At 70.4% G+C, this 24008-nt stretch carries 27 protein-coding genes, 3 pseudogenes and 1 riboswitch; of the genes and pseudogenes, 8 read left to right on the top strand and 22 right to left on the bottom strand.

Features of this window, described 5'->3' with window-relative positions; all coding sequences use genetic code 11:
- Positions 1-562: 562 nt before the first annotated feature.
- The 4 genes from P7A99_RS22370 to P7A99_RS22390 form a co-directional block, all read right to left on the bottom strand.
- A complete protein-coding gene (locus P7A99_RS22370; protein WP_277795943.1) occupies positions 563-1831 on the bottom strand; it encodes an acetyl-CoA C-acyltransferase in 1269 nt (422 codons plus the stop codon).
- A 77-nt stretch (positions 1832-1908) separates the two neighbouring features.
- On the bottom strand, positions 1909-2565 hold the full coding sequence (locus P7A99_RS22375; RefSeq protein WP_277795944.1) for a sulfite oxidase-like oxidoreductase: 657 nt from the start codon (positions 2563-2565) through the stop codon (positions 1909-1911).
- A gap of 79 nt (positions 2566-2644) precedes the next feature.
- Positions 2645-3070, bottom strand: a complete 426-nt coding sequence (locus P7A99_RS22380; RefSeq protein ID WP_101711304.1) for a hypothetical protein — start codon at positions 3068-3070, stop codon at positions 2645-2647.
- A gap of 246 nt (positions 3071-3316) precedes the next feature.
- Positions 3317-4057, bottom strand: coding sequence for a glycosyltransferase family 2 protein (locus P7A99_RS22390; protein WP_277795945.1), 741 nt, complete (start codon positions 4055-4057; stop codon positions 3317-3319).
- A gap of 55 nt (positions 4058-4112) precedes the next feature.
- Between P7A99_RS22390 and P7A99_RS22395 the strand changes: the two genes are divergently transcribed.
- Both P7A99_RS22395 and P7A99_RS22400 read left to right on the top strand, forming a co-directional pair.
- On the top strand, positions 4113-5873 hold the full coding sequence (locus tag P7A99_RS22395; RefSeq protein ID WP_277795946.1) for an ArnT family glycosyltransferase: 1761 nt from the start codon (positions 4113-4115) through the stop codon (positions 5871-5873).
- Positions 5870-6775 (top strand): hydroxymethylglutaryl-CoA lyase, encoded by a 906-nt coding sequence (locus P7A99_RS22400; RefSeq protein WP_277795947.1) that lies wholly within the window; start codon positions 5870-5872, stop codon positions 6773-6775. The genes P7A99_RS22395 and P7A99_RS22400 overlap by 4 nt, the downstream gene beginning before the upstream one ends.
- A gap of 167 nt (positions 6776-6942) precedes the next feature.
- On the opposite strand, the gene P7A99_RS22405 is transcribed toward P7A99_RS22400, so the two are convergent.
- Together P7A99_RS22405 and P7A99_RS22410 are read right to left on the bottom strand one after the other, a co-directional pair.
- The gene (locus tag P7A99_RS22405; protein ID WP_277795948.1) at positions 6943-7647 is read right to left on the bottom strand and encodes a glycosyltransferase family protein; all 705 of its coding nucleotides are present in this window, start codon (positions 7645-7647) and stop codon (positions 6943-6945) included.
- Between the two features lie 69 nt (positions 7648-7716).
- Positions 7717-8592 (bottom strand): bifunctional regulator KidO, encoded by an 876-nt coding sequence (locus P7A99_RS22410; RefSeq protein WP_277795949.1) that lies wholly within the window; start codon positions 8590-8592, stop codon positions 7717-7719.
- A gap of 100 nt (positions 8593-8692) precedes the next feature.
- Here P7A99_RS22410 and P7A99_RS22415 point away from each other — a divergent pair, with 100 nt between their 5' ends.
- Positions 8693-9688: an XdhC family protein gene (locus P7A99_RS22415; protein WP_277795950.1), complete on the top strand. Its 996-nt coding sequence runs from the start codon at positions 8693-8695 to the stop codon at positions 9686-9688.
- 167 nt (positions 9689-9855) lie between these two features.
- Here the strand turns inward: P7A99_RS22415 and moaC are convergent, their stop codons facing one another.
- Complete coding sequence (moaC, locus tag P7A99_RS22420) at positions 9856-10323, bottom strand: cyclic pyranopterin monophosphate synthase MoaC (RefSeq protein ID WP_277795951.1); 468 nt, start codon at positions 10321-10323, stop codon at positions 9856-9858.
- Positions 10320-10868, bottom strand: coding sequence for a molybdenum cofactor biosynthesis protein B (gene moaB, locus P7A99_RS22425; protein WP_277795967.1), 549 nt, complete (start codon positions 10866-10868; stop codon positions 10320-10322). The genes moaC and moaB overlap by 4 nt, the downstream gene beginning before the upstream one ends.
- A gap of 3 nt (positions 10869-10871) precedes the next feature.
- Here moaB and P7A99_RS25280 point away from each other — a divergent pair.
- Positions 10872-10980, top strand: a pseudogene (locus tag P7A99_RS25280) (hypothetical protein); the annotation flags it as partial.
- Between the two features lie 14 nt (positions 10981-10994).
- Here the strand turns inward: P7A99_RS25280 and P7A99_RS22430 are convergent.
- The 3 genes from P7A99_RS22430 to moaA are packed head-to-tail and all read right to left on the bottom strand — an operon-like array spanning position 10995 to position 12694.
- A complete protein-coding gene (locus P7A99_RS22430) occupies positions 10995-11435 on the bottom strand; it encodes a molybdenum cofactor biosynthesis protein MoaE (RefSeq protein ID WP_277795952.1) in 441 nt (146 codons plus the stop codon).
- Positions 11432-11671, bottom strand: a complete 240-nt coding sequence (locus tag P7A99_RS22435; protein ID WP_277795953.1) for a MoaD/ThiS family protein — start codon at positions 11669-11671, stop codon at positions 11432-11434. Before P7A99_RS22435 ends, P7A99_RS22430 begins: the two co-directional genes overlap by 4 nt.
- 3 nt (positions 11672-11674) lie before the next feature.
- Complete coding sequence (moaA, locus tag P7A99_RS22440; protein WP_277795954.1) at positions 11675-12694, bottom strand: GTP 3',8-cyclase MoaA; 1020 nt, start codon at positions 12692-12694, stop codon at positions 11675-11677.
- A gap of 37 nt (positions 12695-12731) precedes the next feature.
- On the opposite strand from moaA, the gene P7A99_RS22445 reads away from it, so the two are divergent.
- On the top strand, positions 12732-13310 hold the full coding sequence (locus tag P7A99_RS22445) for a nucleotidyltransferase family protein (protein WP_277795955.1): 579 nt from the start codon (positions 12732-12734) through the stop codon (positions 13308-13310).
- Here the strand turns inward: P7A99_RS22445 and P7A99_RS22450 are convergent.
- The 8 genes and pseudogenes from P7A99_RS22450 to P7A99_RS22485 form a co-directional block, all read right to left on the bottom strand.
- On the bottom strand, positions 13307-13729 hold the full coding sequence (locus P7A99_RS22450) for a hypothetical protein (protein ID WP_277795956.1): 423 nt from the start codon (positions 13727-13729) through the stop codon (positions 13307-13309). The genes P7A99_RS22445 and P7A99_RS22450 overlap by 4 nt on opposite strands.
- Positions 13730-13812: 83 nt before the next feature.
- Positions 13813-14028, bottom strand: coding sequence for a hypothetical protein (locus P7A99_RS22455; RefSeq protein WP_101711290.1), 216 nt, complete (start codon positions 14026-14028; stop codon positions 13813-13815).
- Positions 14029-14069: 41 nt separating this feature from the next.
- Complete coding sequence (locus P7A99_RS22460) at positions 14070-14423, bottom strand: hypothetical protein (protein WP_277795957.1); 354 nt, start codon at positions 14421-14423, stop codon at positions 14070-14072.
- 75 nt (positions 14424-14498) lie between these two features.
- Positions 14499-14627, bottom strand: coding sequence for a hypothetical protein (locus P7A99_RS22465; protein ID WP_277795958.1), 129 nt, complete (start codon positions 14625-14627; stop codon positions 14499-14501).
- 14 nt (positions 14628-14641) lie between these two features.
- Entirely contained in the window at positions 14642-14917 is a 276-nt protein-coding gene (locus tag P7A99_RS22470) for a hypothetical protein (RefSeq protein WP_101716124.1), read from the bottom strand.
- 196 nt (positions 14918-15113) lie between these two features.
- Positions 15114-15242, bottom strand: a pseudogene (locus tag P7A99_RS25285) (LuxR C-terminal-related transcriptional regulator); the annotation flags it as partial.
- A gap of 74 nt (positions 15243-15316) precedes the next feature.
- On the bottom strand, positions 15317-17485 hold the full coding sequence (locus P7A99_RS22480) for a xanthine dehydrogenase family protein molybdopterin-binding subunit (RefSeq protein WP_277795960.1): 2169 nt from the start codon (positions 17483-17485) through the stop codon (positions 15317-15319).
- Positions 17482-18051: a (2Fe-2S)-binding protein gene (locus tag P7A99_RS22485; RefSeq protein ID WP_277795961.1), complete on the bottom strand. Its 570-nt coding sequence runs from the start codon at positions 18049-18051 to the stop codon at positions 17482-17484. The genes P7A99_RS22480 and P7A99_RS22485 overlap by 4 nt, the downstream gene beginning before the upstream one ends.
- 190 nt (positions 18052-18241) lie before the next feature.
- Here P7A99_RS22485 and P7A99_RS22490 point away from each other — a divergent pair, with 190 nt between their 5' ends.
- Positions 18242-19138 (top strand): NAD(P)-dependent oxidoreductase, encoded by an 897-nt coding sequence (locus P7A99_RS22490; protein WP_277795962.1) that lies wholly within the window; start codon positions 18242-18244, stop codon positions 19136-19138.
- Here the strand turns inward: P7A99_RS22490 and P7A99_RS22495 are convergent.
- Positions 19139-19307: pseudogene (locus tag P7A99_RS22495) on the bottom strand (hypothetical protein); the annotation flags it as partial.
- Positions 19308-19347: 40 nt separating this feature from the next.
- Positions 19348-19428: riboswitch (ZMP/ZTP riboswitch) on the top strand.
- A gap of 28 nt (positions 19429-19456) precedes the next feature.
- Here P7A99_RS22495 and purH point away from each other — a divergent pair.
- Together purH and P7A99_RS22505 are read left to right on the top strand one after the other, a co-directional pair.
- Complete coding sequence (purH, locus tag P7A99_RS22500) at positions 19457-21049, top strand: bifunctional phosphoribosylaminoimidazolecarboxamide formyltransferase/IMP cyclohydrolase (RefSeq protein WP_277795963.1); 1593 nt, start codon at positions 19457-19459, stop codon at positions 21047-21049.
- 89 nt (positions 21050-21138) lie between these two features.
- Positions 21139-21912: a dienelactone hydrolase family protein gene (locus P7A99_RS22505; protein ID WP_277795964.1), complete on the top strand. Its 774-nt coding sequence runs from the start codon at positions 21139-21141 to the stop codon at positions 21910-21912.
- 6 nt (positions 21913-21918) lie between these two features.
- Here P7A99_RS22505 and P7A99_RS22510 read toward each other — a convergent pair whose 3' ends face one another.
- Entirely contained in the window at positions 21919-22629 is a 711-nt protein-coding gene (locus tag P7A99_RS22510) for a CPBP family intramembrane glutamic endopeptidase, BDIM_20840 family (RefSeq protein ID WP_277795965.1), read from the bottom strand.
- Between the two features lie 58 nt (positions 22630-22687).
- On the bottom strand, positions 22688-23764 hold the full coding sequence (locus P7A99_RS22515) for an AraC family transcriptional regulator (RefSeq protein WP_277795966.1): 1077 nt from the start codon (positions 23762-23764) through the stop codon (positions 22688-22690).
- Positions 23765-24008: the final 244 nt, after the last annotated feature.

Raw genomic sequence — 24008 nt, forward strand, 5'->3', positions numbered from 1 at the left:
GTCTTTTCGGAAAGCTTCACGACCTATGCTGTCCATCCTGATCCGAGCCTTCGACGTGGCCGTCGTCACCCTGATCTTCTCGGTCCTGACCTGACACCGTTTTCCTGACAACGCTTCCCTGCGACAAAAGCGCCGAGCGACATCCATTCGCTTGATCGTAGGGACTGCCGGGTCCAATTTAACCGTGTCGCGTCCACCCCCCACAACGCGACATGCGTACCGCCGGCCCGAGGTTGCCCCTAGTCCTCGGGCCGGTTCTACGTTCAGCCCCCAAAACATCGTTGGATTTCGCGGCCGCTCTTCGAGAAGAGGCGCCTGCGCGAAGACTATCCCTAATTCTTCGCCTCCCTCGCCCCTGTGGCGAGGGCCCATGCCGGCGACCGCTCAGACCTGGATCCATCTCGAAAGGTCTGAGCAGGCTGAACCATGGATCCTGGGCACAAGGCCCAGGAAGGCGAATGAGATAAGCCCGCCCTGGGGCGGATCGACATCCTCGCTTCTCACCGGGTTTCCCCGCGAAGGACGGATTAGAGGGACAGCCGTCGGTGAATGTCGCTCCGACCTACGCCGCTTCCAGCAGCATCATCGTGCCCTGGCCGCCATCGGCGCAGATGCTGACGATGGCCTTCTCGCCCTTGCCGCGCGCCGCCAGTTCCTTGGTCGCCTGGCTGAGGATCCGCGCGCCGGTGGCGCCGAACGGGTGGCCCAGGGCGAGACTTCCGCCGGTGGGGTTCATCCGCTCGCGCGGGAAGGCGCCCAGGTCGGCCGTGACCCCGGCCCGCTCGGCCAGGAACTTTTTGCTCTCCCAGGCGGCGATGTGCGACAGCACCTGGGCCGCGAAGGCCTCGTGGATCTCCCACAGACCGATGTCGCCGAGCGTCAGGCCGTTGCGCGCCAGCATGCGCGGCACGCCGTAGGCCGGGGCCATCAGGAGGCCCTCGTTCCTCAGGTCGATGGCGGTGACCTCGTAGTCGAGGATCTTCACGCGCGGCGTCCGCTCGGGCAGGCGAGCCAGGCCCCCCTCCGACGCCACCCAGACGCTGGCCGCGCCGTCGGTCAGGGGCGAGGAGTTGCCGGCCGTCAGCGTGCCCTGGCCGCTGGCCTTGTCGAAGGCCGGCTTCAGCTTGGCCAGCTTCTCCAGCGTGCTGTCCTTGCGCGGAATGGTGTCGCGGCGGGCCTCGCCGACCGGGATGACGAGATCGTCGAAGAAGCCATTCTCCCAGGCGCGCACGGCGTTCTGGTGGCTGGCGAAGGCGATGGCGTCCTGGTCGGCGCGCGCGAGGCCCCATTCCTTGGCGGTGATCTCGGTGTGCTCGCCCATGGAGAGGCCCGTGGTGCGGTTGGCCACCTTGGGGATGAACAGCTTGGCGTCGGCCGCCTTGAAGGCGGAGAGCACCGCCAGCCGGCCCTTCAGGTCGCGGGCCTGCTGAAAGCGGCGGATCCAGTCAGACAGCCGCACCGACAGGCCGATCTGCACCCGGCTCATGGCCTCGACGCCGCCGACCAAGGCCAGGTCCCGGCCGCGCCCGTCGATCATGCCGGCGGCTTCGAGCACGCCGGTCATGCTGGTCGAGCAGGCCATGACGGTGGAGAAGGCCGGGATGGTCGGGTCGGCCCCGGCGTCCAGCAGCACCTCGCGGGCGATGTTGCTCCAGGTGAGGTTGGGGATCACCGTGCCCCAGACCGCGAAGTCGGGCCGCGCGCCCTTGTCCAGCATGGCCTTCACCACGGGAACGGAAAGCGCGATGGCGTCATGGGCGGCCAGGGCCCCGTCGACCTTGGCGAAGGGCGAGCGCAGGCCGGCGGCGAGCCAGAGATTGGAAGCGGTCATGAACGGCGTCCGTAAGAGGGTCTGTTACCGATAGATAGGCGGCCGGATGCGCGGATGCTTGTCGAAATCGGCCGCCCTCAGCCGTAGCGTTCTTCGCCCCACGGATCGCCGCGGTTGTGATAGCCGCGCTCCTCCCAGAAACCGGGCTGGTCGGCGGCCACGAACTCGATCCGCTTCAGCCACTTGGCGCTTTTCCAGAAATAGAGGTGCGGCACGACCAGCCGCACGGGCCCTCCGTGCTCGGCCGCGATCGGCGCGCCTTCCCAGCCGTGGGCCAGCAGCGCGCCCTCGTGGGCGAAGTCGTCGATGGCGAGATTGGTGGTGTAGCCGTCGTAGGAATGCAGCACCACGAACCGCGCCTCGTCCCTGGGGGCCACGGCCAGCACCACGTCGCGGGTCAGCACCCCGTCCCAGTGGTTGTCATAGCGCGACCAGGTGGTGACGCAGTGGATGTCGGACACCGGCGCGCTCTGCGGCTGGGCCAGCAGGGCTGAAAAGCTCCAGGTCGCGGGCCGTGACACCAGGCCGTCGATGCGCAGCCGCCAGTCCTCGCGGGAGACGTCGGGCTTGAGGCCCAGATCCAGCACCGGCCAGTCGCGGGTCAGGTGCTGTCCGGGCGGCAGGCGCTCGCTCTCCGGACGGCTCATCTCGCCGGTCAGGAACTTGCCCGAGCGCGCCCAGGCTTCCTTGCTGCGGGTCAGCTTGCTGTCTTGCGGCGGCTGGTCGTCGTCCATCGGGACCTCCTGGCAAGGAGGCTAACGCGCGACGGCTCCAAGGCGCTTGTAGAAACGCCGCATCGCGAGATCCTCGCCCCTAGCGCATCTCGCCGAAGTCGACGTCGCGGCGGGCCGCCACGATGGTGACGATGAAGCCGGCCAGCACGTCCAGCAGCACCATCAGGGTGATCAGGAAGAACACCGAGGTGGCGAAGGCCGGCAGCAGCAACAGCTCCACCAGGCAGACGATGAACAGCACCATCGACAGCGAGTGGTTGACGATCGCCACCTTGCGGCTGGTCGTCGACTTCAGCAGCTCGACGAACAGCACGATCAGCGAGGCGCCCAGCAGCAGGTCGCCCCAGCTGACGATCCAGTCGACCCGCGAAGCCATGTGGATGCGAAACAGCTGCTCGCCGAACCGATAGCTGGCCGCGTCCGACGAAAACCCGCCGCCGACCGTCAGGGCCAGCAGGTTGTAGATCAGCACCGGCAGGGCCAGCAGCGGAAAGGCGGCGAACATTGCGGTGAATTCCCCCGAAGTCGGCTTTCAGGGTTAACCGGTTTTGCCAGGCGGGTGAAGCGGGGGCCGCCCCGAACTTCCCCTCTTCCATAGGGAGAGGGAGGGGCCCGCCGCGAAGCGGTGGGAGGGTGAGGGGTTTCACCGTTGCCGGTAAACCCACGCCCTGTCAGATCCCAAAGACCGAGCCCCGTCCGGCGAGACTGTAACCTCTCACCCTCCCTCTCTCAAAGAGAGAGGGATCAAATGCTAGGCCTCGTCGACGCCCTGCGGGTTGCGGGCGCGCGACTGCAGCCACATCACGCCGAACAGGTCGCTGACCGAAGCCTTCAGGCGGCCGAAGTTGGTATATTTCGACACGCCCGTTTCGCGGTGACGGTGGTTCACCGGCTGGAAGGCGATCTCGTAGCCCTCGCGCAGCATCAGCGCGGGGATGTAGCGGTGGATGTGATCGAAGTAGGGCAGCCGCAGGAAGGCCTCGCGGCGGAAGGCCTTCAGGCCGCAGCCGGTGTCGTTGGCGGTGTCCTTCAGGAGGCGCTTGCGCACGCCGTTGCCGAACTTGGAGGCGAAGCGCTTGGCGTTGCTGTCCTGGCGCTTGACCCGCTCGCCGCCGACCAAAGCCAGCTCGGCGGGCGCGGCCTGCAGCGCCTTGGCCAGGCGCGGGGCGTCGGCGGGGTCGTTCTGGCCGTCGCCGTCCATGGTCACCACGATCGGCGCGCGGGCGGCCAGGATGCCGCTGCGGATCGAGCGGCTCTGGCCCGAGTTCTTGCGATGGCCCAGCACGCGCAGTTGCGGGATCTCGGCCTTGAGGGCGGTCAGCAGGGCCTTGGTGTCGTCGCGGCTGGCGTCGTCCACGAAGATCATCTCGTAGGACTCGCCGGCGAAGGCGGCGGCGATCTCGCGCGCCAGGGCCGGCGCGGCCCCGCCTTCGTCGAACACGGGCACGACGACGGAGAAATCGGGGATCGCGGCGAAATTATCGGATGTCATGGCCGCTTTTACCGCAAATCTCGCGCCATGAAAGGATCGTGCTATTCCAGCACGCATGAGCGCGAACACCAGCCCCGCCCCTACCCTGGAATCCCGTCTCGACGCCTGGTCACGCGGCTGGCGCGCGCCCGTGTTCGCCGCCCTGGTGGCGCTGATCGCCGGCCTGCCCGGCCTGTTCGCCATGCCGCCGCTCGACCGCGACGAGTCCCGCTTCGCCCAGGCCACGGCCCAGATGCTGGAGACGGGCGACTATGTGAACATCAAGCTGCAGGACCAGCCGCGCAACAAGAAGCCCGTCGGTATCCACTGGCTGCAGGCAGTGGCGGTCGAGGCCGTCTCGGCGCCGGAAGACCGGGGCATCTGGGCCTACCGCATCCCGTCGCTGCTGGGCGCCATGCTGGCCGCCGCCGCCTGCGCCTGGGGGGCCGCGGCCTTCTTCGGCCCGCGCGAAAGCCTGCTGTCGGGCGCGATCCTGGGCGCCACCTTCCTGCTGTCGACCGAGGCCTTCATCGCCAAGACCGACGCGGCGTTGTGCGGCTTTACGACCTTGGCCATGGCCGGCCTGGCGCGGATCTACGCGGCGGGCCTGGCGGGCGAGAAGGCCGGCAAGGGGCCAAAGCTGGCCTTCTGGATCGGCATGGCCATGGCCGCCCTGATCAAGGGCCCGGTCGGCCTGCTGGTCGCGATCCTCGCCATCCTCGCCCTGTGGGCCTGGGACCGGAAGATCGGCTGGCTCAAGCAGCTGGGCTGGAGCTGGGGCCTGATCTTGTTCGCCGCCATCGTCCTGCCCTGGGCGACCATGATCACCATCGCCACCGACGGCGCCTTCTGGGGCGCGGCGGTGGGCGGGGACCTGGCCCCCAAGCTGGCCGGCGGCCACGAGAGCCACAGCGGCCCGTTCGGCTACTACGCCCTGCTCTCGCCGCTGCTGCTGTTCCCGGTGACCCTGCTGCTGCCGGCCGCCCTCGTCCTGGCCTGGACCGGCCGCAAGGAGCCGGGCGTGCGCTTCGCCCTCTGCTGGCTGATCCCGACCTGGCTGATGTTCGAGATCCTGCCGACCAAGCTGGCCCACTACACCCTGCCCTCGTTCGGGGCCCTGGCCATGCTGATGGCCGCCGCCCTGCGCGCGCCCCTGGGCCTTGTGCCGCGCATCATCGGCACGGCCCTGCTGGCCCTGGCCGGCGTCGCCTTCGCCGCCGTCTGCATCGTCGCCTGGAAGACCTACGCCGCGCCCTCGGCCCTGCCGCTGGCCATCCTTTCGGCCCTGCTGTTCGTGGCGGCCGCCGTCGCCGGCGGCTGGCTGATCCTGCGCAAGCAGGCCGCCAAGGCCCTGGTCACCGCCGGAGTGCTGGGCATCCTGGCGCACGGGACCATGGCCGGCCTGCTGGCGCCGCGCCTCGACTCGCTGTGGCTGTCCAAGCGCCTGGCCCGTGCGCTGGAGGCCACGGACCTAGCCCCCCGCGCCGGCGCGCCCGGCCCGGTGGCGGTGACCGGCTATTCCGAGCCCAGCATGGTCTTCCAGCTGGGCACCACCACCCAGCTCACCGACGCGGAAGGCGCCGCCGACGCGGTGGACGAAGGCCGCCCAGCCGTGGTCGAGGGCCGTGAGGACGAGAAGTTCCGCGCCGCCCTGGCCGCCCTGGGTCACGCCCCGCGCCAGGCCGGCGAGATCAAGGGCCTGAACTATTCCGACGGCGACGACGAGGTGCTGCGCATCTATCGCGGCGAGCCCCGCCGCCACGAGGCCGTCGAAGCCCCCGACGCTGTAGACGGCGCCGAGGCCACCGCTCCCGTCGCCGAGGAGGCCCCGCGATGAGCCGCTTCATCGAGATCGTCGAGGTCGGCCCGCGCGACGGCCTGCAGAACGAAAAGTCGATCCTGACCATCGAGGAAAAGCTCGACCTGATCCGCCGCCTGGAAGCCGCCGGCGCCCGCCGCACCGAGGTCGTGTCGTTCGTGAACCCCAACCGCGTGCCGCAGATGGCCGGGGCGGAAGAGATCATGGACGCCCTGGGCGGCCCCGATCCCAAACGCTCGCGCATCGGCCTGGTGCTCAACATGCGCGGCTGGGAGCGCTGCGTGTCGACCGGCTGCGACGAGGCCAATGTGGTGGTCTGCGCCTCGGACGGCTTCGGCGTGAAGAACCAGGGCGCGACGGTCAACCAGCAGCTCGACACACTGGCCGCCATCGTCGAGCGCCAGGCCATCGACGGCGGCCCGCCGATCACCGCCACCATCTCGGTGGCCTTCGGCTGTCCGTTCGACGGCGAGATCAGCGAGGACCAGGTCGTGGCCATCGCCCGCGAGGCGGCCGCCATGAACGTGCCCGAGATCGCCATCGCCGACACCATCGGCGTCGCCGACCCGTGGACCGTCCGCAAGCGCATCGAAGCCGTCCGCGCCGCCGCGCCGGACGCCCGCCTGCGCATGCACTTCCACGACACCCGCAACACGGGCCTGGCCAACGCCTTCGCCAGCGTCGAGGCCGGGGTCGACGTGCTCGACGCCTCGGTCGGCGGCCTGGGCGGCTGCCCCTTCGCCCCGGCGGCCACCGGCAACATCGGCACCGAGGATCTGGTCTACATGCTGGAGCGGGCCGGTTTCGAGACCGGCTACGACCTGGACGCCCTGATCACCATCGGCCGCGATATCAGCCAGCGCCTGGGCAAGGCCCCGGCGTCGTCGCTGGCGCGCGCGGGCGGGTTTCCGGCCAAATAGCCCTCTCCCCTTGCGGGAGAGGGTGGCCCCACGGAGTGGGGTCGGGTGAGGGGTCGCGCGAACAGAAACGCCGCGACAGCCGATCAGCCGCCGCGGCGTTGGATTTCTGAGAGACCCCTCATCCGTCGGCTATCGCCGACACCTTCTCCCGCAAGGGGAGAAGGAAACTACGCCGCGAACCGGCCGAGATCCTGCTTGCTCTCCACCAGGTCCAGCACGTCCCCCATGCGGAAGCCGGGATCGACGGGGTGCAGGGCGTCGTAGATCGAGCGGGCGAAGGCCAGGTCGGCCGGGGTCTTCACGCGCCAGTCGAGGCTGGACCAGTCGCGCACGGCCCGCAGGTGGGCGTGACGGAAGCGGCCGGGCTGGGTGCGGATGGCGGCGGTGGGCGAGATGCGGGCCAGCGGGTCGCGCTCCTCGGCGGCGGCGGTGCGCAGGGCCTGGGCCGAGATCACCTCGACCTCCAGGCCGGCCGGATAGGTGCGGTAGACGCGGTTGGAGGCGTAGTCGGCGCTGGTAGCCAGCGCCAGCTTGACGGTCTGGTCAATCAGGCCCGGGTCGACGAACGGCGCATCGCCCTTCAGGCGTACGATGTGGCTGACCGGGCCGGCGGCCTCGGCGCAGCGGGCGATGCGGTCGAGGATGTCGGCGCCGGCGCCGCGATGGACGGTGACGCCGCGCGACACCAGGAACCCGGCCAGCGCGTCGTCGGCCGGCTGGTCGCTGGTGGCCACGATGATCTTGTTGAGGGTCGAGGCCTGCCGGATCCGCTCCAGCTGGCGCAGGATCATCGGCTGTCCCTGGAGGGTGGCCATCGCCTTGCCGGGCAGACGACTGGAGCCCATGCGGGCCTGCAGGACAGCGAGGATCATGGCGTTGCCTCCCTTCGAGGCGTTCAGCAGGTTCTTTTCTGAACCTTGAGCTTCGAGTCGGGTCCGCCGCTAGGCGACCCAACGTCGCGGGTCGAGCGCCACCGGATCGTCGATGGCCATCTCGTCCCAGTCCAGGTCCGGCGGCGGGCTCGAGGCGGCGGCGACGACGGCCGACAGTTCGGCGGCCGAAGTCACCCCGACGATCACGGCCGAGGCTTCGGGGCGCGACAGGGCGAAGCCGAGCGCGGCCTGCAACGGATCCGAGCGGCCTTCGGCGATCATGCGGCGCACGCGCGACAGGCGGCCCGAGGCCCCCTTCAGCTGGGCCGGCACGCGGTCTGGCGGCAGGAAGAGGAGGCCGTTGAGGAAGATCGAGCGCAGCTGCACCTCGACGCCCATGCCGGCGATGCGTTGCAGCGAGCCGTCGGCCAGCAGGCGCTGGTCGAGCAGGCTGGCGGGCGCCTGGATGATGTCGGGCTTGAAGCGGCGGGCCACGCCGACCGGATCGTCGGTGGCGTGGGCGGAAATGCCGATGTTGCGGAACAGGCCCTGCTCGCGCAGGCGGTGCAGGCGGTCCCACATGGCCGGGCCATGGGCGCCGAACAGTTCCGACGGCGATTGAACGACGATGGTGTCGGCGCGCTCCAGGCCCATGCGGCGCAGCGAGGCGCGGGCCTCGGCCTCGACGAAGTCGGGGCCACGGTCGGCGCGCGCGGCGGCCAGGGTCACCCGGCACGAGACCGGACGCGGGATCAGGTCGCCGAGCACGGATTCCGAGCGGCCGTACACGCCCGAGACGTCCAGCACCGACAGGCGGGCCCGGGCGGCGATGTTGAGGATGTCACGCGCCTCGATCTCGGGGGAGCGCGAACGCGGCGACGCGTTCATGCCGTCCAGTCCGAACTGGGCGGCGGCAAGACCGAGCTTGGAGACGGTGAGCGACATGAACTTCCGCGTCGGATGAAGCACCAATGTCGGAGAGCCTACGCGCCAAGGTTTGAAGAAGGCGTTTCTGGAACCTTGCCGAGGGGTTAAGATCGGCCCGATGGACCTTACCGATCCCGCCGCCATTTCCGGCCCCGAATGGCCCATGCACGGCCTGGCCGACGACATGCGCCCCGCCCTCGAACAAGCCCTCGCGCAAGGCCCCGCGGCGCTGGCCACCATCATCGCCCTGGAGGGCGGCGGCCCGCGCCCGGTCGGCACGCAGATGGTTTTCGCGCAAGGCTTTGTCGCGGGCTTTCTTTCCGGCGGCTGCATCGAGGGCGACGTCGAACTGCACGCCCGCGAGGTGCTGGAGACGGGCCTGCCCAAGCGCCTCGTCTATGGCGAAGGCAGCCCCTGGCCGGACATCCGCCTGCTGTGCGGCGCCCGTATCGAGATCCTGGTCGAACGCCTTAACGCCGACGACGGCGCGTTGCGCGACCTTTTGACTCACGCCCGAAAAAGACGCCCGGCCCTGTGGTTCACCGACGGGACGAAGCGAGTCTGCGCGCCGGTCGGGGCGACGCCGGTTCCGTGGCCCGGCGTGTTCGTGCGCCGCTTCGATCCGGTCCCGCGCCTGGTGGTGATGGGCGGCGATCCGACCGCCCTGGCCCTGGCCAGTCTCGGCGTCCAGGCCGGTTTCGAGACCACGCTGGCGCGTCCCAAGGGCCCGATGGGCGCCCCGCCCCTGCCGGGCGTGCGCTACAGCCGCGAGGCGCCCGGCGCCGCCCTGGCCGCCGCCGGCCTGGACGCCTGGACCGCCGTGGCCGTGTGCAGCCACGACATGGCGCTGGACCACGAGGCCCTGCTGGCCGCCCTGCCCTCGCCTGCGCCCTATGTCGGCCTGCTGGGCGCACGGCGGCGGCTGTCGGAACGGCTCGCGGCGCTGAGGGCCGACGGCCTTACGGAAAGGGATCTGGCCAAGCTGCGCGCGCCCATCGGTCTGGATCTGGGCGGCAAGGCTCCGTTCGAGGTGGCCGTGGCCGTGATCGGCGAGATCATCGCCACGCGCAACGGCCAGCCGGCGCTGGAGCGGCGGGCGGAAGTCGCGCTCTAGGCGAACCCGCTTATCGCCCCCTCTTTGCTTTCCTGGGCCTTGTGCCCAGGGACCCATGGTTCAGCCTGCTCAAACCTATCAAGCTTGATCCAGGTCTGAGCGGGCCCTCGCCACAAGGGCGAGGGAAACAAGAAAAGAAACGGTCGTGGAGGGGCGCGGCAGCGCCCTTAAGCCGTCCACTCCCCCGACTTGCCGCCGGTCTTCTCCAGCAGCCGCACGGCCTCGATGACCATGCCTTTCTCGGCGGCTTTCAGCATGTCGTAGATGGTCAGGCAGGCCACCGAGACGGCGGTCAGGGCCTCCATCTCGACGCCGGTCGGACCCGTGGTCTTGACGCGAGCGGTAACGGAAAGCCCGCCGTCGCCCGGCTCGACCTCGACCACCACCTTCGACAGCGCCAGCGGGTGGCACAGCGGGATGAGGTCCGAGGTCTTCTTGGCCGCCATCACCCCGGCCAGCTCGGCCACGGCGCGCACGTCGCCCTTGCGGCCGGTTCCCGAGACGGCCAGGGCCAGGGTCTCAGGCGCCATGCGCACGAAGCCCGTCGCCACCGCCTCGCGGGCCGTGGCGGGCTTGTCGGAAACGTCGACCATGCGGGCGCGGCCCTGGTCGTCGATGTGGGTCAGCCTGCTCATTTCTCGAGGAGCCTCGGCATCAGCTCGACCATGTTGCAAGGCTTGTGGCGGCTGTCGAGCTGGGCGGCGATCACCTTGTCCCAGCCGTCCTTCACCGCGCCGTTCGAGCCCGGCAGGCAGAACACGAACACCCCGTCGATGATCCCGGCCGTGGCCCGCGACTGCAGGGTCGACAGGCCCACCGTGGCGTAGGAGACGAGGTGGAACACCACCGCGAAACCGTCGATCACCTTGTCGAACAGCGGCTGCAGCGCCTCTACCGTGACGTCGCGCCCCGTGAGGCCGGTGCCGCCGGTGCTGACCACCGCGTCGACTTGGCCGCTGTCGATCCAGCCGCGCACCGTGGCGCGGATCTTCTCGATGTCGTCGCGCACCACCGCCCGGCCGGCGAACTCATGGCCGGCGGCCTTGACGCGCTCGATCAGGATCTGGCCGGAGGTGTCGGTGGCCTCGTCGCGGGTGTCGGAGACGGTCAGGATCGCCACGCGCACCGGCTTGAACGGAAGCTCCGGCTTGATCCCGCCGCCCGGGGTGAGGCCTGACATGCGATCTCTCTCCTTGCCTTCGAGCGCCTGCGCGACGCCCTCGCCCTTCGACAGGCTCAGGGTGAGGGCGACTGCCACGGTTCCTCATCCTGAGCTTGTCGAAGGACGAGGAACCGCTTCCACGGCCTAATCCCAACGTTCGGCGTCGGTCCTATCCTGAGCCGTCGGCTCGATCCAGCGCGCGCCGTCCGGACCGTGCTCCTTCTTCCAGAACGGCGCCCGGCTCTTGAGCCAGTCCATCAGGAAGTCGCACGCCTCCAAGGCGGCGCGGCGGTGCTTGGACGCCGTCGCCACGAACACCACCGCCTCGCCCGGCGCGATCTTTCCCACGCGGTGGACGATGCGCCAGTCCTGCAAGCCAAAGCGTTCGGCCGCTTCGATCGCGAAGGCCTCGATCGCGCCTTCGGTGAAGCCGGGATAGGCCTCCAGCTCCAGGATCGACGCGGCCCCGCCCTCGGCGCGGGCCAGGCCGACGAAGCTGGCCACCGCCCCGGTCTCGTCGCGGCCGGCGCAGAAGGTCGTCAGCAGAGCGCCGGGTTCGAACGGCGCCTCGGTCAGGGTGATCATCCGCCGCTCATCGGCGGCAGGAAGGCGACCTCGGTGGCGGCCGCCAGCACGGCCTCGCCACGCACCAGGGCCTTGTCGACGGCCACCTGCACGCCGGGGCCGGCAAGCGCCTCGGCCAGCTCGGCGTCGTCATTGGCGATGGAGGCGCGCAGGGCGGCCAGGCTCGCGGCCTCGACCTCGCGCTCGCGCCAGCCGGCCTGGTCGGCCAGGCGCCCGAACAGCAGCACGCGGGCCATCGCCTAGCCTCCGGTCGTCGACATGTGGCGGGCCACCGCCGGACGCGGCGCGTCGACCTGGAAGTCGTGGCCCTTGGGCTTGGAGCCGATCGCCGCATGGATCGCCGCCACCAGCTCGCCGTCGGTCGCCCCCCCGCGCAACACGGCCCGCAGGTCGCTGGCGTCGTCGCGGCCAAGGCAGGTGTGCAGGGTGCCGGTGCAGGTCAGCCGCACGCGGTTGCAGGCCTCGCAGAAATTGTGGCTGAGCGGCGTGATGAAGCCCAGCCGGCCGCCGGTCTCCTCGACCTTGGCGTAGCGGGCCGGGCCGCCGGTGGCGTAGGCGAGATCCGTCAGCGTCCAGTAGGACGACAGCTCGCGCCGCACATCGCGCAGCGACAGGAACTGGTCGGTGCGGTCCTCGTCGATCTCGCCCAGCGGCATGGTCTCGATCAGGGTCATGTCGCAGCCGCGGGCATGGGCCCACTGGATCAGGTGGGGAAGCTCGGCGGCGTTGTCGCGCTTGAGCGCCACGGCGTTGATCTTGACCTGGATGCCGGCCGCCAGGGCCGCGTCGATCCCGCCGATCACCTTGGCGACGTCGCCGCCCCGCGTCAGCCGCCGGAAAAGCTCGGGCTTCAGGGTGTCGAGCGAGACATTGATCCGCTTCACACCCAGGGCCGCCAGCCGATCGGCGTGCTGGGCCAGCTGGGTGCCGTTGGTGGTCAGGGTCAGCTCGTCCAGCGCGCCGGTCTTCAGGTGGCGCGAGAGGTTCTCGACCAGCTCCATGATCCCCTTGCGCACCAGAGGCTCGCCGCCGGTCAGCCGCAGCTTGCGCACGCCCAAGCCGACGAAGGTCGAGGCCAGGCGATCCAGCTCCTCGAGCGTCAGCACTTCCGCCTTCGGCAGGAAGGTCATGTGCTCGGCCATGCAGTAGACGCAGCGCAGGTCGCAGCGGTCGGTGACCGAAACGCGCAGATAGCTCACTGCCCGGCCGAAGCCGTCGATCAGTCGGGGGCTGTCGTCATGGGACGTCATATCCGTCATAGGATAGGCCTCCGAGGGCTCCACGGAAAGGGATCGCATGCGACTGGAGGCCATTGTCCTGGCGGCTGGCGCGGGAACGCGCTTCGGTGGCGGCAAGCTGCTCGCCGGCTATCGCGGCCGGCCGCTGCTGGACCACGCCCTGGACGCGGCCCTGGCGGCCCCGGCCGAACGGGTGATCGTGATGATCCGCCCCGGCGATGCGGCCGTCGCGGCGCTGGTCGCCGCCCGTCCCGATTCGCGCCTGCGCCACCTGCTCGCCCCCGACGCCGCCGAAGGCCTGGGCGCCTCGCTGCGCGCCGGGGTCGCCGCGCTCGATCCGGCGACGGAGGGCGTCTTCGTGTTCCTGGGCGACATGCCGGGCGTGCCGCACGACCTGGCGGGCGAACTGGCCGCGCGGCTGGTCGAGGGCGTCAGGATCGTCGCCCCGATCCATGCCGGCCGGCGCGGTCATCCGGTGCTGTTTTCCGACGCCTGCTTCCCCGACCTCCTCGCCCTGTCGGGCGATCGCGGCGCCCAGGGGCTGATGGCGGCGGCGGGCGACGCCCAGGTCATGGTCCCGACCGAGGCGCCCGGCGTATTGTTCGACGTCGACCGGCGCGAGGATCTGGCGGACTAGGCGCCCTCGTTCCCGACCCTGCGCTGCTCGCGCCAATGCCGCCAGACGGCCACGGCCAGCACTAGCAGGATGCCGTGGCTCCAGACCGCCAGGCTAACGGTATAGGTGTTGATGGTCACGCGATGGTCGATGAAGGTCGCCAGATGCGAGGCCACCGCCAGCATCTGGAAGGCCGAGATCACCACCGTCCACAGCCGGCGCGACGACAGCGACACCCAGATGAACAGCGCCGCGACGACGCCGTCGACCAGCATCAGGCCGCTGTCGGTGAAACGCGGACTGGCGCGGAAGACCAGCAGCGAGGCGGCCCAGCCCACCAGCACGATCACGCCCACCCGCCGGGCCGGCTTGTCGCCGAACCGGATGGCGGCGGCGCAGACGGCGATCGCCACGCCCAGGGAAATCAAGGCTTGTGTCAATGAAGGACCCCCGTCTCGCGGGGGTCAAATCGCCGAAAGCCGGGTTCGGATCAAGCCCGATCCGAACCCGCTCTCACTTCAGTTCAGTGATGGGTCAGACGACCCTCGCCGAGGATGCGGCGCACCTCGTCGATCACGACCAGGGCGCCTTCGGCGTCGTTGGCCTCTTCCATGGCGATCAACCGATGCATCAGCGCGGTCAGCACCCGTTTCTGGACGGGGCAGAGGTCGCGCAGGCAGCGGCCGAATTCGGCGGCTTCATCGATCGCCGGCTGAAGCGCGGCGAGAACGGCGGTCATGGATTGGCTCCAGGATTTTAAGAAAGTGGCGCCGCGCGGCCTTAGGCGGCGCGGCCCCCGTCGACGGCGTGCAGGCCGAAGGTGCGCGGCTGATCGCCGCCCTCGACCTTGCCCATATCGCCGATGGCCAGGGCGCCGCAGCCGATCTGGGCGCGGACCTCGGCGAGGTCGCCATGCGCCTTCACGATCGTGCGGCGAGCCGACAGGATGTGGGTCAGGGTGTCGCCGAGGGTCTCGATGGCCTCCTGGCCGATGACGGCCGAAAGCTGCGCGTCGAGCCGCAGGGAGGGCAGCAGCCCCACCAGTTCGGCGGTTTCGCGCAGGGCCGCATCAATGGCGGCTTCGGCGCGCTTCAGTTTTTCAGCCCCAGCACGGGCCGCGTCGCTGCGTTTCATGCAAGACTCTCCCACTCGCGCGGGAGCCCCCCGCACGTTCAAGCCGATGGATTGTTAGGAACTTGGCTTTGCCGGTCAGTGCGCCGGCTGAGCGCTCCAGCCCTCGCGGAACCGCTGGAGGGCGAAGAGGAATTCATGGGCGCCCATGGTCACCACGCTGAGCAGCACGCCGGCCGCCAGGGCTGAAACCAGGATCAGGCCCACCCATTGCGCGGGAGTCAGGTCATGGCGCCAACCTCCCCGCGTTCGGACCGGATCGGGCTGTCGTCCGACAGGAACGCCGTCGCCGCGAGAACCCGCAGCAGCAGCTTCGAAGGAGGATCGCCAGCCGCCTGCGCCTTGCGCAGCGCCGAGACCGTCTCCGGCACCAGGCGCTCCCGCTCGGGGGTGCCCGCCATCAGGGTCAGGCCCTCTTCCAGCGACTTCCAGCTCGCGATGAAGAACGCCGAACCGGGAGCGCCCGAGGGCCTCGTCTTGGGTGAGTTGTCGTTCATGGCCATGGCCGCTCCCGCTGTTGAAGTCAGGAGAGACCGGCTGGAGCTCGACGGCTAGGTCTGGCGATTGCCTACGGTAGTCATTACCGGGGTCCCAATTACCGGGGGCCTGCTCCCAGGCCACGAAGGCCAGGGCGGCGTCGCGGCGCGGCATGCCGGCCAGGCGGCGCCGGGCGCTGAGCACATGCATCTCGACAGTCTTGGGCGACAGGCTGAGCAGGCGCGCGATTTCCTTCGAGCGCTGATGCTGGGCGATCAGGCGCAGGATCTCGCGCTCACGGGGCGTGAGTTTCTCGAAACCAAGGCTGTCGGCAGGCTCGACCATGGCGCTAAGATGGTCCCAGCACAGCCTCCCGTCCAGCGGTCTGGCGTCAATTCCGGTCGCGCCAAGGTTAACGTTCAGACAGATTGAACGAACGGCAACCTTGTCGTCGCCTGGCCGGACAGCGCCAGCAGGGCGTTGGCCACGGCCGGACCGATCACCGGCGTGCCCGGTTCGCCCACCCCGCTGGGCGGCGCGGCGGACGGGACGATGTGGGTCTCCACGCTCGGCGCCTCGCCGATCCGCAGCACGCGATAGGTGTCGAAATTGCTCTGGTCGACCGCGCCCTCGGTCAGGGTGATCTCGCCGTACAGCACCGCCGACAGGCCATAGCAGGTCCCGCCCTCCACCTGGGCGGCGATCTGGTCGGGCGACACGGCCGTGCCGCAGTCGATGGCGCTCACCACCCGGCCGACCCGGGGCGCGCCGTCCACCAGCTTGACCTCGGCGACCTGGGCGACGACCGAGCCGAAGCTCTCGTGCACCGCCACGCCGCGCGTCCAGCCGGCGCCCGCCGTCGGCCCGGCCTTCTCGACGGCCAGGTTCAGCGCCGCCAGATGACGGGTCGCACCGGCCTTGGCGTAGAGCGCTCGGCGATACTCGATCGGATCCTTGCCGGCCTTGCGGGCCAGTTGGTCGATGGTGTGCTCCATGACGAAGGCGGTGTGGGTGGCCCCCACCGAGCGCCACCACAGCACCGGCACGCCGACCTCCGGAAAGGCGACCTGGGCGTCGACGATCGGCGTGGCCTTCAGGTAGGGCGAATCCGACGCCCCCTCGACGGCGGTCTGGTCGACGCCCTTGGAGGGCATCGGCGAGTCCTTCATGATCGACTGGCTGACGATGCGGTGGCGCCAGGTCGCGGGCATGCCGTCCTTGTCCAGCGTCACCCGCACGGCGTGGGCGACCAGCGGCCGGTAGTAGCCGGCGCGCATGTCGTCCTCGCGGGTCCAGACCAGCTTCACCGGCTTGCCGCCCCCTACCTTCTTGGCCACGTGGACGCACTCGGCCACGTAGTCGGAGGTGAAGGTCGCCCGCCGCCCGAACGAACCGCCGGCGAACAGGGTCTCGACCTCGACCGAGCCCGGCAGGGCGCCGACGATCTTGGCCGCGTTCAGCTGATCCAGCGTCTGGCCCTGCGAGCCGTGGACCAGCCTGACCGAATTGCCGTCGACGATCGCCACGCAGTTCATCGGCTCCATCGTGGCGTGGGCCAGATAGGGGAACTCGTAGACCGCCTCGAAGGCGTCCGAGCCGCCCGCCGCCTGGGCGGTGTCGCCCTTGGCCCCGAACGACTCCCACTTCTGCGCGGCCGGCCCCTTGCCGGTCGCCAGGGCCCGGAAGGCCGCGGCGATCTGCGCCGAGGCCCGCTTTTCGGCCTTGCCCTCGTCCCAGCGCACGGTGAGCGCCTCGCGGCCCAGCCGCGCGGCCCAGGTGGACTTGGCCACCACCGCGACGCCGGTCGGGATCTCGAACACGTCGACCACGCCGGCGACCTTCCTGGCCGCGTCGGCGTCGAAGCTTTCGACCTTGGCCCCGAAGCGCGGCGCATGGGCGACCATGGCCGTCAGCATGTCGGGCAGGTGGACGTCCTGGGTGTAGCGAGCGCTGCCGTCGCTCTTGGCCTGCGCGTCCTTGCGGCGCACGCGATCGGTGCCGACCAGGGTGAAGGTCTTGGGATCCTTCAGCGCCGGATTGGCCGGCGGGGTCACCTTGGAGGCGTCGGCCATCAGGTCGGCGAAGGCGGCGGTCCTGCCCGAGCCGTGGGTCAGCAGGCCGTCCTTGACCACGACCTCGCCGGCCGGGACGTTCCAGCGGTTGGCGGCGGCCTCGACGAACATCGCCCGCGCCCCGGCGCCGGCCTTGCGCAGCTGCTCCCAGCTGTTGGAGATCGCCGAGCTGCCGCCGGTCAGCTGCGCGCCCAGGGCGCCGTTGCCGTAGAGCTTGGCGTTGGCCGGCGACTGCTCGACCCGCACCTTGGTCCAGTCGGCGTCCAGCTCTTCGGCGACGATCGCCGCCAGGCCCGCATGGCTGCCCTGGCCGAACTCGACGTGCTTGGAGATCACGGTGACGAAGCCGTCGGGCTCGAAGCGGATGAACGGCCCGAACGCGCCGACCTCGACCTTGGAGCCGGCGCTCATCAGGTCGGCCGGCGAGCAGCCCACCGCCAGCGCCCCGCCGACGACCACCGCCCCGACCACCACCTCGCGGCGGCTGAAGCCCTCGGATTTGGCGGGCGCGTTCATCGCACCTCTCCGCGCTGCACCCGCGAGGTGGCGCCGGAGGCGGCCGAGATCGCCTCGTCGACATCGGCCTCGACCTCGGCTTGCTTCGCCGCCGGCGGCGCGGCGACCACCGGGGCCGCCGTGCTGGTCGCGGCGTCCTTGATCGCCGCCCGGATCCGCTGATAGGCGCCGCAGCGACAGATGTTGCCGCCCATGGCCGCGTCGATGTCCTCGTCGCTGGGCGACTTGGTGGCCGCCAGCAGGGCCGCGGCCGACATGATCTGGCCCGACTGGCAGTAGCCGCACTGGGGCACGTCCAGCTTCACCCAGGCCTGCTGCAGCGGGTGGGCGCCGCCCAGCCCCTCGATGGTGGTGATCTTCGCGCCGGAAAGGGCGGCGATCGGGGTGACGCAGGAGCGCACCGGGTCGCCGTTCACATGCACCGTGCAGGCCCCGCACTGGGCCAGGCCGCAGCCGAACTTCGTGCCCGTCAGGCCCAGCTCGTCGCGCAGCACCCACAGCAGCGGCGTGTCCGGTTCGGCCTGCACCGACACCGTCTTGCCGTTGACGTCCAAGCTCGCCGCCATGCGTCGTCTCCTGCCCCGAAAGCGGAGCTAACACCGTTATCTCGATGCGCCGCCAGCGAAATTTCATGCCGCCAGGATCGCGCAAGACTCAGTTCCTTGAACGCCTGTTGCGCGAAAGGGCTCACGTTCGCGGCCGACGCGCCCTAGCTTTAGGGCAAGACCCGCGCGACCACCGCCAGAGGACCCCGCCTTGGACTCCTTCCCCGCCTACTTCCCCCTCGCCGGCCGCAAGGTGGTGATCGCCGGAACCGGCGAAGGCGCCGAGGCCAAGGCCCGGCTGTTCGACGGCTCGCCCGCCACCCTGGTGCGCCTCGACGGCCATGCCGCCTTCCTGCCCGGCTCCTATTCGGGGGCGGTGCTGGCCTTCGTTTCGAGTTCAGATGAGGTGTTCGCCCAAGCGGCCGCCCGCGCCGCGCGCGCCGCGGGCGTGCTGGTCAACGTCGTCGACAAGCCCGACATGTGCGACTTCAACACCCCCGCCGTCATCGACCGCGGCGAGGTGGTGGCCGCCGTCGGCACCGGCGGCGCAGCGCCCGTGCTGGCCACCATGCTGCGCTCCGATATCGAGGCCCAGGTGCCCGAGGGCGCTGGCCGCGTGGCCGCCCTGATGCGCCACTTCCAGAGCGAGGTGCGCGGCGCCCTGCCCACCCTGCACGAACGCCGCGCCTTCCTGCGCGAGGCGCTGTCGGGCGAGGCCGCCCAGGCGGCCATGACCGGCGACATGGAAAAGGCCGGCGCCCTGTTCCGCGAGGCCCTGGCCAAGAGCGTGAAGAAGGAAGGCAAGGTCCGCTTCGTGGCCGGCAAGGGCCCCGCCGACCTGCTGACCCTGCGCGCCGTGCGGGCGCTGTCGGCCGCCGACGTGCTGGTCATCGACGAGGCCGCCGATCCCGAGGTGGTCACCATGGCCCGCCGCGACGCCCACCGCCTTGCGCCCGCCGAGGCCACGCCCGAGCATCTGATCGAGCTGGCCAGGAGCGGCCGCCAGGTCGTGCGGCTGGTGGCGGCGCCGGTCGAGGCGGCAGACATCCAGGCGCTCGCGGCGGCGGGCGTGGCGGTCGAGGTGCTGCTGGCGGCGCCGGCTTCCTGATCCCTCTCCCCTTGCGGGAGAGGGTGGCCCGCGCAGCGGGTCGGGTGAGGGGTCGAAGACCCTCGCCGCCGCGACAATCGTTCGGCCTGAAACGGCGGTTGAACCTTCTGAGAGACCCCTCATCCGGCGGCTTCGCCGCCACCTTCTCCCGCAAGGGGAGAAGGATCATCAGGCCGCATTGACTCCCCGACGCCCCTCCGTATGTTCCGCGCCGTTCGAGTGACTGGCGTTGAAGGTGGGTGACCACCGGGGAGCTCGAGACGCATATGCCGCGCGCCTGGGCTCCATTTCTGATCGCAACCAGACCCGGAGTCCCCCGTGCCCGCCGCCCCCGACTATCCGTCCGCCCCCGATCTCGTCGCGCCCAAGCGCGCCCTGCTGTCGGTCTCCGACAAGACCGGCCTCGTCGAAGCGGCCAAGGTCCTGCACGAGGCGGGCGTCGAGCTGGTCTCGACCGGCGGCACCAAGGCGGCCATCGCCGCGGCCGGCCTGCCGGTGAAGGACGTGTCGGACCTGACCGGCTTCCCCGAGATGATGGACGGCCGGGTCAAGACCCTGCACCCCATCGTCCACGGCGGGCTGCTGGGCGTTCGCGATGCTCCCGAACACACCAAGTCCATGGCCGAGCACGGCATCGGCGGCATCGATATCCTGTATGTGAACCTCTATCCGTTCGAGGCCACCGTCGCGAAGGGCGGCGCCTACGAAGAGTGCGTCGAGAACATCGACATCGGCGGCCCGGCCATGATCCGCTCGGCGGCCAAGAACCACGGCTACGTCTCGGTCTGCACCGATCCCTCCGACCTTGGCGAAGTGCTGGAAGCCCTGAAGGCGGCCGGCGGCACGTCGCTGGCTTTGCGCAAGACCCTGGCGGCCCGCGCCTACGCCCGCACGGCGGCCTATGACGCGGCGATCTCGGCCTGGTTCGCCGGCCAGCTCGGCCAGGACTTCCCGGCCCGCAAGTCGATCGCCGGCGAGCTGCGCCAGACCATGCGCTACGGCGAGAACCCGCACCAGAAGGCGGCCTTCTACACCTTCCCCAATCCCCGCGTCGGCGTGGCCACGGCCAGGCAGCTGCAGGGCAAGGAACTCAGCTACAACAACATCAACGACACCGACGCGGCCTTCGAGCTGATCGCGGAGTTCGACCCGGCCCAGGGCCCGGCCGTCGCCATCATTAAGCACGCCAACCCCTGCGGCGTGGCGCTGGGCGCCACCCAGCGCGAGGCCTATGAGCGGGCGCTGGCCTGCGACCCCACCTCGGCCTTCGGCGGCATCGTCGCCACCAACACCCGCCTGACCCGCGAGGCCGCCGAGGCCATGGTCGAGATCTTCACCGAGGTGGTGATCGCGCCGGAAGCCGACGACGACGCCGTCGCCGTGTTCGCCGCCAAGAAGAACCTGCGCCTGCTGGTCACCGGCGGCCTGCCCGACCCGCTGTCGACGGGCGACACCTTCAAGAGCGTGGCCGGCGGCTTCCTCGTGCAGTCGCGCGACGATGCCCGCATCAAGGCTTCGGACCTGAAGATCGTCACCAAGCGCCAGCCGACGGACGAAGAGATCCGCGACATGCTGTTCGCCTTCCAGATCGGCAAGCACGTCAAGTCCAACGCCATCGTCTACGCCCGCGCCGGCCAGACCCTGGGCGTCGGCGCCGGCCAGATGAACCGCAAGGACAGCGCCCGCATCGCCGCCCTTCGGGCCGCTGACTTCGGCCTGGACCTGGCCGGCTGCGCCTGCGCCTCGGAAGCCTTCTTCCCGTTCGCCGACGGCCTGATCCAGGCGGCCGAAGCCGGCGCCACGGCGATCATCCAGCCGGGCGGCTCGATGCGCGACGCCGAGGTCATCGAGGCGGCCGACAAGCTTGGCCTCACTATGGCCTTCACCGGTGTGCGAGTGTTCCGCCACTAAGGATTGCGGACGCTTTCGGCGCTCCCCAAATCCGATTAGTTCCGCCCGCTCCCCTTGGGGGCGGGCGGAAAGCTGAAGGACGGACGCGCATGGACAGCACAGCCTGGGGAGCCAAGGTCGTCGCGCGCTCGCGGGTGTTCAAGCCCGCCGGGCTGGGCCCCTTCCCTGTCGCGCTGATCCTGCACGGCTGCGGCGGCAAGACCCCTTTCCTCGAGACCTATGCCGAGGTCGCGGTAAAGGCCGGCTACGCGGCCATCGTGCTCGACTCGTTCAAGCCGCGCGGCATGAGCACTCTGGACGGCAAGCTGTTCGTCTGCACCCTGATGACCCTGCACGGCGCCAAGCGCGCGGCCGACATCTTCGGGACTCTGGCCTGGCTGAAGACGCAGAGCTGGGCGCGCGCCGACCAGGTGTTCCTGGCCGGCTGGAGCCACGGCGCCTGGTCGATCATGGACGCCTACGCCGCCGGAACCTCGGCCCCCAGCGCCACCGGCCTGGCCGACGCCGACGCGATCGCCCTGCGCAAGCAGGTCAAGGGCGCCCTGCTGGTCTATCCGTATGCGGCCTATCCCTCGATGACCAGCCGACGCGGCTGGGGCCCGGGCGCCCCACCGGTGTGGTCGGTGCTGGGCCAGAAGGACGGGGTCGTCGGCTGGCGCTTCCCCAAGAAGGCGCTCGACCGCCTGACCGCCGACGGCGTGAAGGTGGACCTGAAGCTCTATCCCGACGCCACCCACGCCTTCGACGACGACAAGGCCAACGACCCGCGGGCCATCTACCGCCCCGACCTGTTCCGCGAGGTGCAGGACTATTTCGGCGCGGCCCTGAAGGCCGTCGCGCCGGCCGTGCCGCTGTTTTCCTGACGCCGCTCACACCACCAGCATCACTGCGTTGCCGAAGTTGTGCAGCAGCACCGGCAGGAGCACGCTGCCGGTCCGCAGGCGCAGCCACACCGCGATCAGCGACGGCAGGGCGGTCAGGGCCATGGTCAGGGCGTCGAACGAGAAGCCGTCCCTGCCATAGCCGAAGGCGTGGGCCAGGCCGAACAGCGCGCACGACAGGATCGCGCCCCAGCCGAAGGTGATCCCGCCCAGCTTCCACGGCGTTCCGAAGGCGCGATCGAGCACCAGCAGCAACAGGCCGCGATAGAACAGCTCTTCCTCCAGGCCCGGCATGGTCAGTTGAAAGGCGATGGTCTCGGCCGAGGCCGGCTCGTTCGGGAAAACCAGGGCGAGCGCCAGGAACAGGCCGACATAGAGGCCCGCCACCGGCAGGGCGGTCTTCAGGCTTCCCTTGTCCTGGACCAGGGTCAGCCCGCAGCGCTTCCAGCCCAGCATGGCGACGACGGCCAGGGTGGCGGCCAGGGCCAGGATCTTGCCCTGCCAGTTCCACGCGCTTCCCGGCAGCAGCTGGGGCAGCAGGCCGTAGCCGCGCGTCAGCAGGGCGTCGTTGAGCAAAACGAGGCCCGCCGCCGCCAGCAGCCAGCGCCCGTCGACGCCGCCGCGCCTGACGAGCGCGATCACGCCCCCCGCCGCCAGCAGCATGGCGACGATCGCCAGGATGGAAATGAAGCCGTTCATGCCTGCTCCTCGAAACTCGATGGCGGCGCTTTAGGGGGCGTCGGCCGGTCCAGGCTCCTCAGAAGGCGGCCGAGCGTTCCTCAAAACCCGGCGAAACCGCCTTCGCCGCCCGCCAGACGCTGGGCGAGACCCCTTCGGTCGCCAAGAACACGCGGTTGAAGGAAGCCAGTGAGGCGAAGCCCGCGTCGTGGGCGATGGCGATCAGCTTGTCGTCGGCGCGGGCCGGATCGGCCAGCAGCCGCCGCGCCTCGTCCATCCGCTGGGCATTGAGGAAGGCCCGGAAGTGATCGTGGCCCAGCCGGTGATTGACGAAGCGGCGCACGATGCGCTCGGGCGCGCCCATCGCCCGCACGAAGCCGGCGAAGGTCAGGTCGGGATCGAGGTGGACGCGCTCGACCTCGACCAGCGTCTTGAGGCGCAGGGCCAGCCGCGCCTCGGCCGGATCCTCGGGCGCGGGAACCGCCGGGGCGGGGGCCGGCGCCGCGCCCAGCGGCCGCACCTCGACGCGCAGCACCAGGCTCGCCAGCCAGGCCGCAAAGGCCAGCAGGGCCAGGTTCTGGACGATGGAAAAGCCCAGCGGCCGCCAGTCCAGCCCCATCACCAGGTCGACGATCAGATCGGCCAGCAGCTGTCCGGCCATCAGCGCGACCACCCAGATCCGCGCCGCGCGGCGGCCTTCCACCAGGTCGCCCTCGCGGTCGCCGATCACCCGCACGGCCAGGTGGCCGACCACGCCAAGGCCCATGCAGACCAGCAGCCACGACAGGCCCCGCTCGGCCAGGGCCGGCCCGAACACGCCCCGGTCGGCGCTGGCGACAACGATCCAGGCGATCCCGCCGGCCAGCACCGCTCCACGCGGCCGGAACGCCGGATCGAACGCCGCCAGGCAGAACCACCACAGAAAGACGGCCGCATAGCCGCTCAGCAGGTGCGCGACCGCCCCCGGCGGTCCGGCCAGACGCAGGGCCGCGTCGGGCGTGTTGCCGGCCAGGAAGCCGGCCAGGCACAGCGCCAACGGCCCAAACGTCGCCGCCAGCCGCCGCCCCCTGGGGTCGCGCGCCAGCAACGCCGCCAGCCCCAGCAGCAGGGCCGCGCCGGCGATGCGCACGATGACGTCGAGTTGGCGGGGATCCATGGCCGAGGTCTAGCCGAGGAGAGGCGGGCTAGGCGAGGGGTCAAGGAACCTCCCCCCGTGGGGGAGGCGGCCGAAGGCCGGTGGGGGGACGGTTTCAGCTTTGGAGGTGGGTGGTCGGTTACGCGGTCACTCCCCCCACCGATCGCTGCGCGATCGCCTCCCCCATAGGGGGACTGTTGCGAAATCGGCTGGCTGTGATTCCTTGCTTTTGAAGCGGAGGGATTGCCGATGTCGGTGAAGGCGA

The sequence above is a fragment of the Caulobacter endophyticus genome (genome assembly GCF_029543245.1).
GTDB lineage: Bacteria > Pseudomonadota > Alphaproteobacteria > Caulobacterales > Caulobacteraceae > Caulobacter > Caulobacter endophyticus_A.

Bases quoted from the DNA above. Each gene is read 5' to 3' on its own strand.
- moaC (WP_277795951.1), bottom strand. From the start codon at position 10,323: ATGAGCAGGCTGACCCACATCGACGACCAGGGCCGCGCCCGCATGGTC.
- P7A99_RS22515 (WP_277795966.1), bottom strand. From the start codon at position 23,764: ATGGATCCCCGCCAACTCGACGTCATCGTGCGCATCGCCGGCGCGGCC.
- P7A99_RS22410 (WP_277795949.1), bottom strand. From the start codon at position 8,592: ATGTCGCTCACCGTCTCCAAGCTCGGTCTTGCCGCCGCCCAGTTCGGA.
- moaB (WP_277795967.1), bottom strand. From the start codon at position 10,868: ATGTCAGGCCTCACCCCGGGCGGCGGGATCAAGCCGGAGCTTCCGTTC.
- P7A99_RS22460 (WP_277795957.1), bottom strand. From the start codon at position 14,423: ATGAAACGCAGCGACGCGGCCCGTGCTGGGGCTGAAAAACTGAAGCGC.
- moaA (WP_277795954.1), bottom strand. From the start codon at position 12,694: ATGACGGATATGACGTCCCATGACGACAGCCCCCGACTGATCGACGGC.
- P7A99_RS22505 (WP_277795964.1), top strand. From the start codon at position 21,139: ATGGACAGCACAGCCTGGGGAGCCAAGGTCGTCGCGCGCTCGCGGGTG.
- P7A99_RS22445 (WP_277795955.1), top strand. From the start codon at position 12,732: ATGCGACTGGAGGCCATTGTCCTGGCGGCTGGCGCGGGAACGCGCTTC.
- P7A99_RS22455 (WP_101711290.1), bottom strand. From the start codon at position 14,028: ATGACCGCCGTTCTCGCCGCGCTTCAGCCGGCGATCGATGAAGCCGCC.
- P7A99_RS22370 (WP_277795943.1), bottom strand. From the start codon at position 1,831: ATGACCGCTTCCAATCTCTGGCTCGCCGCCGGCCTGCGCTCGCCCTTC.
- P7A99_RS22510 (WP_277795965.1), bottom strand. From the start codon at position 22,629: ATGAACGGCTTCATTTCCATCCTGGCGATCGTCGCCATGCTGCTGGCG.
- P7A99_RS22430 (WP_277795952.1), bottom strand. From the start codon at position 11,435: ATGATCACCCTGACCGAGGCGCCGTTCGAACCCGGCGCTCTGCTGACG.
- P7A99_RS22380 (WP_101711304.1), bottom strand. From the start codon at position 3,070: ATGTTCGCCGCCTTTCCGCTGCTGGCCCTGCCGGTGCTGATCTACAAC.
- P7A99_RS22400 (WP_277795947.1), top strand. From the start codon at position 5,870: ATGAGCCGCTTCATCGAGATCGTCGAGGTCGGCCCGCGCGACGGCCTG.
- P7A99_RS22395 (WP_277795946.1), top strand. From the start codon at position 4,113: ATGAGCGCGAACACCAGCCCCGCCCCTACCCTGGAATCCCGTCTCGAC.
- P7A99_RS22480 (WP_277795960.1), bottom strand. From the start codon at position 17,485: ATGAACGCGCCCGCCAAATCCGAGGGCTTCAGCCGCCGCGAGGTGGTG.
- P7A99_RS22405 (WP_277795948.1), bottom strand. From the start codon at position 7,647: ATGATCCTCGCTGTCCTGCAGGCCCGCATGGGCTCCAGTCGTCTGCCC.
- P7A99_RS22390 (WP_277795945.1), bottom strand. From the start codon at position 4,057: ATGACATCCGATAATTTCGCCGCGATCCCCGATTTCTCCGTCGTCGTG.
- P7A99_RS22435 (WP_277795953.1), bottom strand. From the start codon at position 11,671: ATGGCCCGCGTGCTGCTGTTCGGGCGCCTGGCCGACCAGGCCGGCTGG.
- P7A99_RS22415 (WP_277795950.1), top strand. From the start codon at position 8,693: ATGGACCTTACCGATCCCGCCGCCATTTCCGGCCCCGAATGGCCCATG.
- P7A99_RS22485 (WP_277795961.1), bottom strand. From the start codon at position 18,051: ATGGCGGCGAGCTTGGACGTCAACGGCAAGACGGTGTCGGTGCAGGCC.
- P7A99_RS22375 (WP_277795944.1), bottom strand. From the start codon at position 2,565: ATGGACGACGACCAGCCGCCGCAAGACAGCAAGCTGACCCGCAGCAAG.
- P7A99_RS22470 (WP_101716124.1), bottom strand. From the start codon at position 14,917: ATGAACGACAACTCACCCAAGACGAGGCCCTCGGGCGCTCCCGGTTCG.